11 protein-coding genes are annotated in these 15,914 nt (G+C 59.1%); 10 read left to right on the forward strand and 1 reads right to left on the reverse strand.

The annotated features are described in order from the left end of the window. Positions 1–17 precede the first annotated feature (17 nt). From nusG to rpoC, 7 genes are all read left to right on the forward strand, one after another. Complete coding sequence (gene nusG, locus HRU92_RS04415; RefSeq protein WP_127752894.1) at positions 18–548, forward strand: transcription termination/antitermination protein NusG; 531 nt, start codon at positions 18–20, stop codon at positions 546–548. Between the two features lie 172 nt (positions 549–720). After that, entirely contained in the window at positions 721–1,149 is a 429-nt protein-coding gene (rplK, locus tag HRU92_RS04420) for a 50S ribosomal protein L11 (protein WP_127752895.1), read from the forward strand. Positions 1,150–1,152: 3 nt separating this feature from the next. Beyond that, positions 1,153–1,845 carry a 50S ribosomal protein L1 gene (gene rplA / locus HRU92_RS04425; protein WP_127752896.1) on the forward strand — a complete coding sequence of 231 codons (693 nt, stop codon included), beginning with the start codon at positions 1,153–1,155 and terminating at the stop codon, positions 1,843–1,845. 324 nt (positions 1,846–2,169) lie between these two features. Beyond that, complete coding sequence (gene rplJ, locus HRU92_RS04430) at positions 2,170–2,691, forward strand: 50S ribosomal protein L10 (RefSeq protein WP_127752897.1); 522 nt, start codon at positions 2,170–2,172, stop codon at positions 2,689–2,691. Positions 2,692–2,752: 61 nt separating this feature from the next. After that, positions 2,753–3,127 carry a 50S ribosomal protein L7/L12 gene (gene rplL / locus HRU92_RS04435; protein WP_127752898.1) on the forward strand — a complete coding sequence of 125 codons (375 nt, stop codon included), beginning with the start codon at positions 2,753–2,755 and terminating at the stop codon, positions 3,125–3,127. A gap of 355 nt (positions 3,128–3,482) precedes the next feature. Beyond that, positions 3,483–7,625, forward strand: a complete 4,143-nt coding sequence (gene rpoB / locus HRU92_RS04440) for a DNA-directed RNA polymerase subunit beta (protein ID WP_127752899.1) — start codon at positions 3,483–3,485, stop codon at positions 7,623–7,625. Between the two features lie 80 nt (positions 7,626–7,705). Continuing rightward, the gene (gene rpoC / locus HRU92_RS04445; RefSeq protein ID WP_172123149.1) at positions 7,706–11,893 is read left to right on the forward strand and encodes a DNA-directed RNA polymerase subunit beta'; all 4,188 of its coding nucleotides are present in this window, start codon (positions 7,706–7,708) and stop codon (positions 11,891–11,893) included. A gap of 123 nt (positions 11,894–12,016) precedes the next feature. Here the strand turns inward: rpoC and HRU92_RS04450 are convergent, their stop codons facing one another. Further along, positions 12,017–12,493 carry a YbjN domain-containing protein gene (locus HRU92_RS04450; protein ID WP_172123150.1) on the reverse strand — a complete coding sequence of 159 codons (477 nt, stop codon included), beginning with the start codon at positions 12,491–12,493 and terminating at the stop codon, positions 12,017–12,019. Between the two features lie 462 nt (positions 12,494–12,955). On the opposite strand from HRU92_RS04450, the gene rpsL reads away from it, so the two are divergent. Genes rpsL through fusA form a run of 3 tightly spaced genes read left to right on the forward strand, consistent with a single transcriptional unit; the run spans position 12,956 to position 15,911 of the window. Beyond that, on the forward strand, positions 12,956–13,327 hold the full coding sequence (gene rpsL, locus HRU92_RS04455; protein ID WP_046136734.1) for a 30S ribosomal protein S12: 372 nt from the start codon (positions 12,956–12,958) through the stop codon (positions 13,325–13,327). 10 nt (positions 13,328–13,337) lie between these two features. Further along, on the forward strand, positions 13,338–13,808 hold the full coding sequence (gene rpsG / locus HRU92_RS04460; RefSeq protein ID WP_127752902.1) for a 30S ribosomal protein S7: 471 nt from the start codon (positions 13,338–13,340) through the stop codon (positions 13,806–13,808). A 12-nt stretch (positions 13,809–13,820) separates the two neighbouring features. Beyond that, positions 13,821–15,911 (forward strand): elongation factor G, encoded by a 2,091-nt coding sequence (gene fusA / locus HRU92_RS04465; RefSeq protein WP_127752903.1) that lies wholly within the window; start codon positions 13,821–13,823, stop codon positions 15,909–15,911. Positions 15,912–15,914: the final 3 nt, after the last annotated feature.

Consider the following 15,914-nt stretch of genomic DNA (forward strand, 5'->3'; position numbering starts at 1 on the left):
GGGAGCGACGAGGCGGCATGGCCAAGCGCTGGTATATCGTTCAGGCGTATTCGAACTTTGAGCGCAAGGTGGCGGAAGATATTCGCCAGAAGGTTGCGCAAAAGAAGCTCGAGCATTTGTTCGAGGACGTGATCGTGCCGACCGAAAAGGTCACGGAGATCCGTCGTGGCCGCAAGGTCGATGCCGAGCGCAAGTTCTTCCCCGGCTATGTGCTGGTGAAGATGGATATGACCGACGAGGCCTTCCACCTCATCAAGAATACCCCCAAGGTCACCGGTTTCCTCGGTTCGGACAACAAGCCGATGCCGATCTCGGAAAAGGAAGCCATGGCGATCCTGCAGCAGGTGCAGGAAGGCGTGGATCATCCCAAGCCGTCCGTGTCCTTCGAAGTGGGCGAGAATGTCCGCGTGTCGGATGGCCCCTTCGCCAGCTTCAATGGCGTCGTGGAGGAAGTCGACGAGGAGCGTTCGCGCCTTAAGGTCGAGGTGTCCATCTTCGGGCGCCCCACTCCGGTGGAACTCGAATACGGTCAGGTCGAAAAGGTCTGATCGATTTGCCGCGCTGATCCGCGGCATCCCCATTCCGGCGCAAGCCGGATACTGCCGGAGCGATCCGGCAAAATCTGTGGAAGAGGGCGGTTGCTGCCAGGCGGCCGATCAAGCTTCGCACCACAGCGTCAAACGCTCCGCTTGACCGCGGAGACAACATCAAAGGACGATCATGGCAAAGAAAATCACTGGCTACGTCAAGCTGCAGGTGCCTGCGGGTTCCGCAACACCTTCCCCGCCGATTGGCCCAGCACTGGGTCAGCGCGGTCTGAACATCATGGAATTCTGCAAGGCGTTCAATGCCGCCACGCAGGAAATGGAAAAGGGTTCGCCCATTCCAGTCGTGATCACTGCCTATGCCGACAAGAGCTTCACTTTCGAGATGAAGTCTCCCCCGGTGACCTACTTCATCAAGAAGGCCGTCAACCTCAAGTCCGGCTCCAAGCTTCCGGGCAAGGAATCGGCTGGCACCATCACGCAGGCTCAGCTGCGCGAAATCGCCGAAAAGAAGATGAAGGATCTCAATGCCGACAATGTCGACGCTGCTGTGTCGATGATCGCCGGCTCCGCCCGTTCCATGGGCATCCAGGTCGAGGGTTGATAGATGGCACATATCGGTAAGAAGACCGTCAAGGCACGCGAAGGCATCGACCGCAACAAGCTCTACAAGCTTGATGAGGCAATCAAGATGGTCAAGGAACGCGCCACCGCCAAGTTCGACGAAACCATCGAAGTTGCCATCAATCTGGGTGTTGATCCCCGCCACGCCGACCAGATGGTCCGCGGCGTTGTGAGCCTGCCCAATGGTACCGGCAAGACCGTGCGCGTCGCCGTGTTCGCCCGTGGCGCCAAGGCTGATGAAGCCACCGCTGCTGGTGCCGACATTGTTGGCGCCGAAGACCTGATGGAGCAGATCCAGGGCGGCAAGATCGATTTCGATCGCTGCATTGCCACCCCTGACATGATGCCCATCGTTGGTCGTCTCGGTAAGATCCTCGGGCCACGCAACCTGATGCCGAACCCCAAGGTCGGCACCGTGACCATGGACGTCGCTGGCGCCGTCAAGGCCGCCAAGGGTGGCGCTGTTGAATACCGCGTCGAAAAGGCCGGTATCCTGCATGCTGGCGTTGGCAAGGTTTCGTTCTCGGACGAAGCCCTCCTGCAGAACATCAAGGCGTTCACCGACGCCGTGCAGAAGAGCAAGCCCGCCGGTGCCAAGGGCACCTATGTCAAGCGCGTTGCCGTGTCCTCGACCATGGGCCCCGGCGTGCACGTAGAGCCGGCTTCCGCGCTCTAAAACGAAATTCGGGCGGTTCGCCGCCCGGACCGCACCCGATTGGTTCGCCTGTCGGGTGCGTAAGTCCTGTCCGAGACTGCCGGTGCTGATCGATCTGGATCAGCTTAATGTCCACCGACGCCAGCATAGATGGGGTGAAGACCAAGGATTTTCCGGCCCGCAAGGGCCGGGGTGTTCAAGGTTCGAACCAGGCCAGTTGCCCATCCGGGCAGCACGGTTGACAGGCATGTAACCGTTGCTCCTCTCCTCCTTCGGGAGATCGGAGGGCAGCAATTGGCAATGGCCCGGCATTGTTTCTTGTCGGGCTCAATGTGGAGACTAGCAGTGGAAAGAGCGGAAAAGCGTGAGCTTGTCGCATCGCTTCAGTCAGCCCTCTCGGGCGCTGGGTCGATCGTCCTCGCGCAGAATGCCGGTCTGACCGTGGCCAATCTGGAATCGCTTCGCCGTGAGGTGAAGGGTGCCGGTGGCTATGTGAAGATCGCAAAAAACCGTCTTGCCAAGCTTGCTCTTAAAGACACCGACCACGCCGACATCTCGGACCTGTTTACCGGTCCGATCGTCATCGCCTATGCGGAAGACCCCATGACTGCGCCCAAGCTGGCGCAGAAATTTGCCGACAAGAACGCGAAATACGTCGTTCTTGGTGGCGTCATGGGCAAGACCGCTCTCGACGCAAACAGCGTCAAGGCCTTGTCGACCATGCCGTCGCTCGATGAACTGCGCGCCACGCTCGCCGGGATGCTCAAGCAGCCCGCGACCCGTATCGCTTCGGTCATCGTCGCTCCGGCTGGTGGTATCGCGCGCGTGTTGGCCGCTCACGCGGAAAAGAGCAACGAAGCAGCGTAACCCCCATGGTTCCCTCTGGAACCGGTTTGAACTGAACACCTGAAAAGAAGAGATTTATCAAATGGCTGATCTCGCCAAGATCGTAGACGACCTGTCTGCCCTGACCGTTCTGGAAGCTTCCGAGCTGTCCAAGATGCTTGAAGAAAAGTGGGGCGTTTCGGCTGCAGCTCCTGTTGCTGTTGCCGCTGCTGGCGGCGGCGCTGCCGCTCCTGCTGCTGAAGAAAAGACCGAATTTGACGTGATCCTCGCCTCCTTCGGCGAGAACAAGATCAACGTCATCAAGGAAGTCCGCGCCATTACTGGCCTGGGCCTGGGCGAAGCCAAGGCACTCGTTGAATCGGCTCCCAAGGCCATCAAGGAAGGCGCTACCAAGGCTGAAGCCGAAGACATCCAGAAGAAGCTGGAAGCTGCCGGCGCCAAGGTCGAACTCAAGTAAGTTCGCTTTTACCCCTTGCAATTTGCGAAATGGCGCGCTATGTGCCATTTCGCTTTATCGTTTCAGCTTGGAAACGAATCGCCGGACCGGTTGGATGGGTCCTGGCGCCAATTTGCGGAACATATGACGATTTCGATGTCTGAGGCACGCTGACGTCCCGAAACCTCATGGTTATTGGCCATGGGGTTGTTTGACGTTTCATGTCTTCCCTTCCCATGGCTGGGGCAGGGCCTTGAGTCATCGCTGAGCCTAAACGACTAGACCCCACAAGGGCACATATCCCGATCCCCGACGGCTGATAGTCGGGGCTTTGGCTAGGTGCCTCCGAGACAATCGCAGAGAAACAGGAGCTTTCATGGCTACCACGTTCAACGGCCGCCGCAAGGTACGCAAGTCCTTCGGTTCCATTCGCGAAGTCACGGAGATGCCCAACCTGATCGAGGTCCAGAAGGCCTCCTATGATCAGTTTCTTCTTGTGGACGAGCCCGAAGGCGGCCGTCCCGACGAAGGGCTTCAATCCGTATTTCGTTCGGTGTTCCCCATCACCGACTTTTCCAACACCGCTTCTCTCGAATTCGTGAAATACGAATTCGAGCAGCCCAAATACGACATCGACGAGTGCCGTGCGCGCGATATCACTTTCGCTGCCCCGCTCAAGGTGACGCTGCGGCTGATCGTGTTTGAAGTGGACGAGGAAACCGGCGCCCGCTCGGTAAAGGATATCAAGGAGCAGGACGTCTATATGGGCGACATGCCCTTCATGACCTCCAACGGCACCTTTATCGTCAATGGTACCGAGCGCGTCATCGTTTCCCAGATGCACCGTTCGCCTGGCGTGTTCTTTGATCACGACAAGGGCAAGACCCACTCCTCGGGCAAGCTCCTGTTCGCAGGCCGCATCATTCCCTACCGCGGCTCCTGGCTCGATCTGGAATTCGATGCCAAGGACATCGTCTATGCGCGTATCGATCGGCGTCGCAAGATCCCGGTGACCTCGCTGCTCAAGGCACTCGGCATGGATGCCGAGGAAATCCTTGCGACCTATTACACCACGCTCCAGTACGAAAAGACCGCGAGCGGTTGGCAGGTTCCGTATGACGCCGAGAAGTGGAAGGGTGCCAAGCCCAGCCATGACCTGATCGACGCCAAGACCGGCGACGTCGTCCATGAAGGCGGCAAGAAGCTGTCCGCACGTCAGGCCAAGAAGCTTGCCGAGAATGGTTTGACCCATTTGCTGGCCACCGATGCCGACCTCTACGGCATGTATCTGGCCGAGGATCTGGTTAATCTCCAGACCGGCGAGATCTATGCCGAAGCTGGCGACGAGCTGGACGAGAAGGTGCTCGCCACCCTGGTTGACCTCGGTTTTGATGAGCTGCCGCTGCTCGATATCGACCACATCAATGTGGGCGCTTACCTGCGCAACACGCTTGCCATCGACAAGAACGAGTCGCGTGAAGACGCGCTGTTCGACATCTATCGCGTGATGCGTCCCGGCGAACCGCCGACCGTTGATACCGCCGAAGCCATGTTCAAGTCGCTGTTTTTTGACAGCGAGCGCTATGACCTGTCCGCCGTGGGCCGCGTCAAGATGAACATGCGTCTGGAGCTCGACGCTCCCGACACCATGCGCACCCTGCGCAAGGAAGACATTGTCGAAGTCGTGCGCACCCTCGTGGATCTGCGCGACGGCCGTGGCGAAATCGACGACATCGACAATCTCGGCAATCGCCGCGTGCGCTCGGTCGGCGAGCTGATGGAAAACTCCTATCGTCTTGGTCTGCTCCGCATGGAGCGCGCCATCAAGGAGCGCATGAGTTCGGTCGAAATCGACACGGTCATGCCTCAGGATCTGATCAACGCCAAGCCGGCGGCTGCCGCCGTGCGCGAGTTCTTCGGTTCTTCCCAGCTCAGCCAGTTCATGGATCAGACCAATCCGCTTTCGGAAATCACCCATAAGCGCCGCTTGTCGGCTCTTGGGCCTGGTGGTCTCACCCGTGAGCGTGCTGGCTTTGAAGTGCGCGACGTGCACCCGACCCACTATGGTCGTATCTGCCCGATTGAGACCCCTGAAGGTCCCAATATCGGTTTGATCAACTCGCTCTCGACGTTTGCGCGCGTCAACAAATACGGCTTCATCGAAACTCCGTATCGCAAGATCGTTGACGGCAAGCTGACCGACGACGTGGTCTATCTGTCCGCCATGGAAGAGGCCAAGCACTATGTCGCCCAGGCCAACGTCACTTTCACTGAAAGCGGCGAGCTTGAGCATGACCTGGTGGTTGCCCGCCATGCTGGCGACAACGGCCTGACGCCCAAGGAAAACGTCGATCTGATGGACGTTTCTCCCAAGCAGATGGTGTCGGTTGCCGCCTCGCTGATCCCGTTCCTCGAGAACGACGACGCTAACCGTGCTCTGATGGGCTCCAACATGCAGCGTCAGGCTGTGCCGCTGCTGCGCGCTGAAGCGCCGTTTGTCGGCACCGGCATGGAAGCTGTGGTTGCCCGTGACTCCGGCGCCGCCATCGTGGCCAAGCGCAAGGGCATCGTTGATCAGGTGGACGCGACCCGTATCGTTATTCGGGCGACCGAAGAAACCGATGCGAGCAAGACTGGCGTCGACATCTACAACCTGATGAAGTTCCAGCGCTCCAACCAGTCCACCTGCATCAACCAGCGTCCGCTGGTGGTCGTGGGCGACCATGTGAACCAGGGCGACATCATCGCCGATGGTCCCTCGACTGAACTGGGCGATCTGGCTCTGGGCCGCAACGTGCTCGTCGCGTTCATGCCCTGGAACGGCTACAACTTCGAAGACTCCATTCTGCTGAGCGAGAAGATCGCGATGCAGGACGTCTTCACCTCGATCCACATCGAGGAATATGAAGTTATGGCCCGCGACACCAAGCTTGGTCCTGAGGAAATCACGCGCGACATTCCGAACGTGTCGGAAGAAGCGCTCAAGAACCTCGACGAAGCCGGTATCGTCCATATCGGTGCCGAAGTGATGCCAGGCGACATTCTCGTGGGCAAGATCACGCCCAAGGGCGAGTCGCCGATGACGCCGGAAGAAAAGCTCCTCCGCGCCATCTTTGGTGAAAAGGCTTCCGACGTTCGCGATACCTCGCTCCGCGTTCCGCCGGGCGATGCTGGTACTGTTGTTGAAGTGCGCGTGTTCAATCGCCACGGCATCGACAAGGACGAGCGCGCCATGGCCATCGAGCGCGAGGAAATCGAGCGTCTCGCCAAGGACCGTGATGACGAACAGTCGATCCTGGACCGCAACGTTTATGCGCGTCTCAAGGAAATGCTGTTTGGCAAGGCTGCCACTGCTGGCCCGAAGGGCTATGTCGTCGGCACCCGCCTCAATGACCAGATGTTCGAGGCCCAGCCCCGCTCCAAGTGGTGGCAGTTCGCGGTTGATGACGACAAGGTCATGACCGAGATGGAAGCCTTGCACGCCCAGTACGAGGAAAGCCGTCGTCTGCTCGAGCAGCGCTTCATCGACAAGGTGGACAAGCTGCAGCGCGGTGACGAACTGCCTCCGGGCGTGATGAAGATGGTCAAGGTCTTCATCGCGACCAAGCGCAAGATCCAGCCAGGCGACAAGATGGCCGGCCGTCACGGCAACAAGGGTGTGGTGTCGCGCATCGTGCCCATCGAAGACATGCCTTATCTCGAAGACGGCACTTCGGTGGATATCGTGCTCAACCCGCTCGGCGTGCCTTCGCGCATGAATGTGGGTCAGATCCTCGAGACTCACCTGGGCTGGGCTTGCGCCGGCATGGGCAAGAAGATCGACGAGATGGTGCGCATCTATCAGCAAAAGGGTGACCTCAAGCCGCTGCGTGCGGAAGTGGGTGCGCTGTTTGCCGGTGATGAATCCATCACCGATCTCGATGACGACGGTCTGATCCGCCTCGGCGAACACCTCTCGAAGGGCGTGTCGATCGCGACCCCGGTGTTTGACGGCGCCAAGGAAGCCGATATCGTCGAGATGCTGGAGCGGGCAGGGCTCAAGGGCTCAGGCCAGTCCACCGTGTTCGACGGTCGCTCGGGCGAGCAGTTCGATCGGCAGGTGACGGTTGGGTATATCTATATGCTCAAGCTCGACCACCTGGTGGACAACAAGATCCACGCCCGCTCGATCGGCCCGTACTCCCTGGTTACCCAGCAACCGCTGGGCGGCAAGGCACAGTTCGGCGGACAGCGTTTCGGCGAGATGGAAGTGTGGGCTCTCGAAGCCTATGGCGCGGCTTACACGCTCCAGGAAATGCTCACCATCAAGTCGGACGACGTTACCGGTCGTACCAAGGTCTATGAATCCATTGTGCGCGGCGACGATACGTTCGAGCCGGGCATCCCCGAGAGCTTCAACGTTCTGGTTAAGGAAATCCGTTCGCTCGGTCTCAATGTCGAACTCGACATGCGCGACCTCGGCGGCGACCTCGGTCAGGCCGAAGCGGAGCTCGCACCTCCTCAGGAAGCGGCGGAATAATCCGGCACTTCCCCATCCCGTTCATCATCCGTTCAGGTCTGTGGCGAAACCACGGCCCGGGCGGGTAGAGGAGAGTTTGAATGAACCATCATTCCCACGTCATGGACCCGTTTAATCCGGCTGTCCCGGTGCAGACCTTCGATCAGATGAAGATCTCCATCGCTTCGCCCGAGAAGATCCTGAGCTGGTCCTACGGCGAGATCAAGAAGCCCGAGACCATCAACTATCGTACGTTCAAGCCTGAACGCGACGGTCTTTTCTGCGCGCGCATCTTTGGCCCGGTGAAGGACTACGAATGCTTGTGCGGCAAGTACAAGCGCATGAAGTTCAAGGGCGTCATCTGCGAAAAGTGCGGCGTTGAGGTGACCCTCAGCCGCGTGCGTCGCGAGCGCATGGGCCATATTGAATTGGCCGCGCCCGTTGCTCACATCTGGTTCCTGAAGTCTTTGCCGTCCCGTATCGCGCTCTTGCTCGATATGACGCTCAAGGACATCGAGCGCATTCTTTACTTCGAGAACTACGTTATTCTCGATCCGGGCCTCAGCCCCTTCACCCAGCACGAGCTGCTGACCGAAGAGCAGTTCCTGGACGCTCAGGACGAATACGGTGCCGACAGCTTCACCGCCAAGATCGGCGCTGAAGCCATTCGCGACATCCTGCTGGCGCTGGATCTCGAAAAGATCGCCGCTGACCTGCGTGTCGAGATTGCCGAGTCCACCACCGAGCTTAAGCCCAAGAAGCTGGCCAAGCGCCTCAAGATCGTCGAGCAGTTCATTGTTTCGGGCAACAAGCCCGAATGGATGATCATGACCGTTATCCCGGTCATTCCGCCCGAGCTGCGCCCGCTGGTGCCGCTGGATGGTGGCCGCTTTGCCACGTCCGATCTGAACGACCTTTATCGTCGCGTCATCAACCGCAACAACCGGTTGAAGCGCCTGATCGAGCTGCGTGCGCCCGACATCATCATCCGCAACGAAAAGCGCATGCTGCAGGAAGCTGTGGACGCGCTGTTCGACAACGGCCGCCGTGGCCGCACCATCACCGGTGCCAACAAGCGTCCGCTCAAGTCGCTGTCCGATATGCTCAAGGGCAAGCAGGGCCGGTTCCGCCAGAACCTGCTCGGCAAGCGCGTCGACTATTCCGGCCGCTCGGTCATCACCGTTGGTCCCAACCTCAAGCTGCACCAGTGCGGCCTGCCCAAGAAGATGGCGCTTGAGCTCTTCAAGCCCTTCATCTACTCGCGCCTTGAGGCCAAGGGTTTCTCCTCGACCGTCAAGCAGGCCAAGAAGCTGGTTGAGAAAGAAAAGCCCGAAGTCTGGGATATCCTTGACGAAGTGATCCGTGAGCACCCGGTTCTGCTGAACCGCGCGCCCACGCTCCACCGTCTTGGCATCCAGGCCTTTGAGCCCATCCTGATCGAAGGCAAGGCCATTCGTCTGCATCCGCTCGTTTGCTCGGCTTTCAACGCCGACTTCGACGGTGACCAGATGGCCGTGCACGTTCCGCTGTCGCTCGAAGCGCAGCTGGAAGCGCGCGTGCTGATGATGTCGACCAACAACATCCTGCACCCCGCCAATGGTCAGCCGATCATTGTGCCCTCGCAGGATATCGTGCTGGGCCTCTACTACCTCTCGTTGATGAACGAGAAGGAGCCGGGCGAAGGCATGGTGTTCGGCTCTTATGCCGAGCTCGAGCATGCCCTCGACAACAAGGTCGTGACCCTCCACACCAAGATCAAAGGCCGTGTCACCAGCTTCGATGAAGCGGGCAACAAGACCACCGAGATCGTGGAAACCACGCCTGGCCGCATGCTGATTGGGCAGATCCTGCCCAAGAACCCGGCGGTGCCGTTCTCGACGGCCAACCAGCTGATGACCAAGAAGATGATCTCCAAGATGATCGACACGGTTTACCGTGGCTGCGGTCAGAAGGAGACCGTGATCTTCTGTGATCGCGTCATGCAGCTCGGCTTCAAGAACGCCTGCGACGCTGGCATTTCGTTCGGCAAGGACGACATGGTGATCCCGGCGTCCAAGTACACGATCGTGGAAGCTGCCCGTAAGCAAGTGGAAGAGTTCGAGCAGCAGTACAATGACGGCCTGATTACTCAGGGCGAGAAGTACAACAAGGTCGTTGACGCCTGGGCCAAATGCGGCGACGCCGTGGCCGAAAAGATGATGGAAGCCATCCGCACCGTCCAAATCGACGAAGAAACCGGCCGCCAAAAGCCCATCAACTCCGTTTACATGATGAGCCACTCAGGCGCGCGTGGTTCACCGGCGCAGATGAAGCAGCTGGCTGGTATGCGTGGTCTTATGGCCCGTCCCGATGGCTCGATCATCGAGACCCCGATCACGGCTAACTTCAAGGAAGGCCTCAACGTTCTCGAATACTTCAACTCCACCCACGGTGCCCGTAAGGGTCTGGCGGATACGGCGTTGAAGACCGCGAACTCGGGCTATCTCACCCGTCGCCTGGTGGACGTGGCGCAGGACGCGATCATCGTGTCAAACGATTGCGGCACCGAGCGTGGCCTGACCATGGAGCCGATTGTCGATGCCGGCCAGATCGTGGCTTCCATCGGCCAGCGGGTACTTGGTCGTACTGCTGCCGACGACATCTTCCATCCGCTGTCCGGTGATCTGATCGCCACCAAGGGTACGCTGCTGGAAGAAAAGCATATCGACATCATCGAGGAAGCGCGCATCCAGTCGATCCGGATTCGCTCCCCGCTGACCTGCGACATGCGTCAGGGTACCTGCGCGGCCTGCTATGGTCGTGACTTGGCCCGGGGTACTCCGGTAAACATGGGTGAGGCTGTAGGCGTTATCGCTGCTCAGTCCATCGGTGAACCCGGCACCCAGCTCACCATGCGTACGTTCCACATTGGTGGCACGGCGCAGGTGGTCGACTCCTCGTTCCTTGAGGCCGGTGCGGAAGGCACGATTGCCGTTCGTAATCCGAACCTCGCCAAGATCGAGGGCGGTCGCCATGTGGTGATGTCGCGTAACGTGTCGCTGGCCATCCTCGATGCCGACGGTAAGGAGCGGGCTACCCATAAGGTGACTTACGGCTCCAAGCTCCTCGTCGCTGAAGGCGACACGGTGCGGCGTGGTCAGCGTTTGGCTGAATGGGATCCCTACACCCGTCCAGTGCTTGCCGAAGTTGAAGGCGAGGTCGTGTTCGAAGATCTCGTCGATGGTGCCTCGGTTGCGGAAAACACCGACGAAGCCACCGGCTTCACCAAGCGCGTTGTCATCGACTGGCGCACCAACCAGCGTGGCGAGGGCCTCAAGCCCGCGATTGCCATTGCCCGAGGTGGTTTGGTCCAGAAGGTGGAACGTGGCGGCGACGCTCGTTACCTGCTCTCGGTTGATGCCGTCATTGCGGTTGAACCCGGCGAGAAGGTTGCGCCCGGTGACGTGCTGGCCCGTATCCCGCTGGAATCGGCCAAGACCAAGGACATCACTGGCGGTCTGCCGCGTGTGGCCGAACTGTTCGAAGCTCGTCGTCCGAAGGACCACGCCATCATCGCCGAGATCGATGGTACCGTCCGGTTCGGTCGCGACTACAAGAACAAGCGTCGCGTCATCATCGAGCCGCATGAAGAAGGTGCAGAGCCCGTCGAGTACCTGATCCCCAAGGGCAAGCCCTTCCACCTTCAGGAAGGCGACGCCATTGAAAAGGGTGAGTACATCCTCGACGGCAACCCGGCGCCGCATGACATCCTGGCCATCAAGGGCGTGGAAGAGCTTGCTCGTTACCTCGTCAATGAAATCCAGGAGGTCTATCGACTGCAGGGCGTGCTGATCAACGACAAGCACATCGAGGTGATTGTTCGCCAGATGCTGCAGAAGGTTGAGATCGTGGATCCCGGTGAGTCCGGCCTGCTCAAGGACGAGCAGCTCGACAAGCTGGATTTCGACGAACTCAACGACCAGCTGGTCAGCGAAGGCAAGAAGCCGGCAACCGCCAACCCGGTCCTGCTCGGCATCACCAAGGCGTCGCTCCAGACCCGCTCGTTCGTGTCGGCAGCCTCGTTCCAGGAAACCACCCGCGTTCTCACGGAAGCAGCGGTTTCGGGCAAGGCCGATTTGCTCGAGGGTCTCAAGGAGAACGTGATCGTGGGCCGTCTGATCCCAGCCGGCACCGGCGCGGGTATCTCCTCGGCACGGATGATCGCCGCCAAGCGCGACGACCTTATCCTCGAGGAGCGCCGTCGCCAGGCGTCGACCGTTCAGATCCCGGCGCCAACAGCAGCCGAGTAAGACCAGCTACTGCGATTTAGGGGAGGGGGCCGCAAGGCCCCCTTTCTTTATGCCAGCTGCACATGTCGCTCCCGCAGTGGCGGTTCAACGATGGCGAACGAGGCGAGGCAGCGGTCCAAGCGCCTAGGACGGCGCCGTGTAACCGACGTGATCTGCGAATTGCTCGACCACCATGGTCCAAATTGCTATTTGCGAATTGAGGTAGGCCGGGCTCACCCCTTCGACCAGATCGATGTCCATCTCGACACACGCGTCCTTGTCCTGGTCGAGGTAGGCGCGGCTAAAACGCTTGGATGCATTCCACTCGTTGATCACCTCCAGCGTTGGCTTCACATCAACAAAGCCAAGAAAGAAGTTGATGTCCTCACAGTCGGCATTGTCCGTGCAGTTGCGGAACAAGATCTGATAGCCGACTTCTCCGATCTTGCCATTGATCAGTGGATCCCCGTTGGGCTGAGCCGAAAGGACTGCTGTACCGTACTCGGTTGCTGCCGCTAGAACCGCATCCACATCGGCCCCGGTAATCGCCTCTTGCCCTGTGGCAATGCCGGTAAAAGCGAGCACCATGAATGCGCCGGCAGTCTTTGCTATAACTCTCATCAAAACCTCCATGGTGGGCTGACAGCCAAGGGGCTGTTGCTCGATCGAACACTACACTTTCACTGCTTTGGAGGAAGGGCGTGGCGCCCGAAAGGAGAAGCATGGTTGAACCGTCATGAAGGTCGCAAATCTCAACATGCTGAATATTTGACGCATGCCTCCAATGCGCAAAATCACGAAAGAATCCTTGACGGAACGACTCTCCGCCTCTAAACAGCCCATACCTTAGCGGTCGGTCGTGATTGTCGCTTCGGGTACCTGCCACCTAGCGCGGGCATCCAGGACACTCAAACACACTGTGGGTAGATAGACGAAGTAAATCCTTGTGCGCATGACTGCCGCCTTTGTTGGCGCGTGGTCCGCTGCAATTGAGGCGCCGCCATACCCCTTAGGGGGTCAGGTGAGCGCTATTTTGGTTTGCTTGTCACGATCGAAATGAATTTGGACGATGGAAAGAGCTCAATGCCGACCATTAATCAGCTGATCCGCAAACCACGCGCCAGCAAGCCCAAGCGGAACAAGGTTCCCGCAATGGAAGCCAATCCGCAGAAGCGCGGCGTGTGCTCCCGTGTCTATACGACCACTCCGAAGAAGCCGAACTCGGCCCTTCGCAAGGTCGCCAAGGTGCGCCTGACCAACTCCCGCGAGGTGATCTCGTACATTCCGGGCGAAGGCCACAACCTCCAGGAGCACTCGGTTGTGCTGATCCGTGGCGGTCGTGTTCGCGATCTTCCGGGTGTTCGTTATCACGTGCTCCGTGGTGTCCTTGACACCCAGAGCGTGAAGGACCGCAAGCAGCGTCGTTCTAAGTACGGCGCGAAGCGTCCGAAGTAAGGAGAGAGTCATGTCCCGTCGCCACCGCGCAGAAAAGCGTGACGTTATCCCTGATCCCAAGTTCGGTGATCTCGTCGTAACCAAGTTCATGAACTCCCTGATGAAGGACGGCAAGAAGTCCGCTGCCGAGTCCATCGTTTATGGTGCGTTCGACATCGTTGAAGCCAAGATCAAGCAGGACCCGATCACGGTGTTCCATACCGCGCTCGACAACATCCGTCCGGCTGTAGAAGTTCGTTCACGCCGTGTTGGCGGTGCAACCTACCAGGTTCCCGTCGAGGTCCGTGCCGACCGTCAGCAGGCTCTTGCCATTCGCTGGCTGATCGACTCGGCCCGCAAGCGCGGTGAGAACACCATGCGTGAGCGCCTTTCTGGCGAGCTCATGGATGCTGTGAACGGGCGTGGTCAGGCCGTCAAGAAACGCGAAGATACGCACCGTATGGCTGACGCCAACCGTGCCTTCTCGCACTACCGCTGGTAGTAGGAGCGCCCTATGGCACGCGAATATCCAATTCCGCTCTATCGTAACTTCGGCATCATGGCGCACATCGATGCTGGCAAGACGACTACGACTGAGCGCATTCTGTACTACACCGGCAAGTCCCATAAGATCGGCGAAGTCCACGACGGCGCCGCGACCATGGACTGGATGGAGCAGGAGCAGGAGCGCGGCATCACGATCACGTCTGCTGCTACCACCACGTTCTGGAAAGACCGCAACGGTACCCAGCACCGCTTCAACATCATCGACACTCCCGGCCACGTTGACTTCACCATTGAAGTTGAGCGTTCGCTGCGTGTGCTCGACGGCGCCGTTGCCCTGCTGGACGCCAATGCTGGTGTTGAGCCACAGACTGAGACCGTTTGGCGTCAGGCCGACAAGTACCGGGTTCCCCGTCTGATCTTCGTGAACAAGATGGACAAGATCGGCGCCGATTTTTATCGCTGCGTCGAAATGGTCGGTTCGCGTCTTGGTGCCAAGGGCGTTCCGGTTCAGCTGCCGATCGGCGCTGAGAATGAGTTCAAGGGCGTTGTCGACCTGATCGAGATGAACGCTCTGGTCTGGCGCAACGAAGAGCTCGGGGCCCAGTGGGACGTTGTTGAGATCCCCGAGGACCTCAAGGACAAAGCCGAGAAGTATCGCGAAGCGCTGATCGAAGCCGCGGTTGAACTCGACGACGACGCCATGGAAGCGTATCTGAACGGCGAAGTGCCAAACAACGATACGATCCGCCGGCTGCTCCGTCGCGGTGTTATCGACGCCAAGTTCTTCCTGATCTTTGCGGGCTCCGCCTTCAAGAACAAGGGCGTGCAGCCTCTGCTGGACGGCGTGATCGACTATCTGCCGTCGCCCGCTGACGTTCCGGCCATCCAGGGTATCGATGCCCGTACCGAAGCGCCGATCGAGCGTCACGCTGACGACAACGAGCCGCTCTCGATGCTGGCTTTCAAGATTGCCAACGATCCGCACATGGGTTCGTTGACCTTCTGCCGCATCTACTCGGGTCACATCGAGCAGGGCGCAATGCTGGAAAACACGGTCAAGGAAAAGCGCGAACGCGTCGGCCGTATGTTCCAGATGCACGCCAACAGCCGCGAGCAGATCACCGAAGCCTTTGCTGGCGACATCGTCGCTATCGTTGGCCTTAAGGACACGACCACGGGCGATACGCTTTGCGCGCAGAATGCTCCGGTTATCCTTGAACGCATGATCTTCCCCGAGCCGGTTATCGATATCTCGGTTGAGCCGAAGTCGAAGGCCGACCAAGAGAAGATGGGTCTTGCACTCAATCGCCTGGCTGCCGAGGATCCGTCGTTCCGCGTCAAGACCGACGAAGAATCGGGTCAGACCATCATCTCGGGCATGGGCGAGTTGCACCTCGACATTCTCGTTGACCGCATGCGTCGCGAGTTCAAGGTGGAAGCCAATATCGGTCAGCCGCAGGTGGCTTATCGTGAAACCATCACCCGCAAGGCCGATGTGGACTATACCCACAAGAAGCAGTCGGGTGGTTCGGGCCAGTTCGCTCGCGTCAAGCTGACGGTTGAGCCAGGTGAAGTCGGCAAGGGTCTTGAGTTCGTCAACGCTGTTGTTGGTGGCTCCGTGCCCAAGGAATACATCCCGGGCGTCGAAAAGGGCGTGAAGTCGGTGATGGCTGCCGGTCCGTTGATCGGGTTCCCGATCGTGGACGTCAAGGTGACGCTGACCGAAGGCGCCTACCACGATGTTGACTCCTCGGTGCTGGCATTCGAAATCGCCGGTCGTGCTGGTTTCAACGAAGGTCTTCGTAAAGCGGCTCCAAAAATCCTGGAGCCCATCATGAAGGTTGAAGTTGTCACGCCGGAAGATTACATGGGCGACGTCATCGGCGACCTGAACTCCCGTCGGGGCCAAATTCATGGAACCGAGAGTCGTGGTGTCCTTCAGGTGGTGAATGCCTATGTGCCGCTCGCGAACATGTTCGGCTATGTGAACTCGCTGCGCTCCATGAGCCAGGGTCGTGCACAATATACGATGACGTTCGACCACTACGAGCAAGTGCCACAGGCAGTCGCTGACGAAGTCCAGGCCAAGTACGCCTAAACA

Source organism: Devosia sp. 1635 (assembly GCF_013185955.1).
In the GTDB taxonomy this organism is placed as follows: domain Bacteria; phylum Pseudomonadota; class Alphaproteobacteria; order Rhizobiales; family Devosiaceae; genus Devosia.

Coding starts and splice junctions, on each gene's coding strand:
- nusG (WP_127752894.1), top strand. CDS start 18: ATGGCCAAGCGCTGGTATATCGTTCAGGCGTATTCGAACTTTGAGCGC.
- rplK (WP_127752895.1), top strand. CDS start 721: ATGGCAAAGAAAATCACTGGCTACGTCAAGCTGCAGGTGCCTGCGGGT.
- rplA (WP_127752896.1), top strand. CDS start 1,153: ATGGCACATATCGGTAAGAAGACCGTCAAGGCACGCGAAGGCATCGAC.
- rplL (WP_127752898.1), top strand. CDS start 2,753: ATGGCTGATCTCGCCAAGATCGTAGACGACCTGTCTGCCCTGACCGTT.
- rpoB (WP_127752899.1), top strand. CDS start 3,483: ATGGCTACCACGTTCAACGGCCGCCGCAAGGTACGCAAGTCCTTCGGT.
- rpoC (WP_172123149.1), top strand. CDS start 7,706: ATGAACCATCATTCCCACGTCATGGACCCGTTTAATCCGGCTGTCCCG.
- HRU92_RS04450 (WP_172123150.1), bottom strand. CDS start 12,493: ATGAGAGTTATAGCAAAGACTGCCGGCGCATTCATGGTGCTCGCTTTT.
- rpsL (WP_046136734.1), top strand. CDS start 12,956: ATGCCGACCATTAATCAGCTGATCCGCAAACCACGCGCCAGCAAGCCC.
- rpsG (WP_127752902.1), top strand. CDS start 13,338: ATGTCCCGTCGCCACCGCGCAGAAAAGCGTGACGTTATCCCTGATCCC.
- fusA (WP_127752903.1), top strand. CDS start 13,821: ATGGCACGCGAATATCCAATTCCGCTCTATCGTAACTTCGGCATCATG.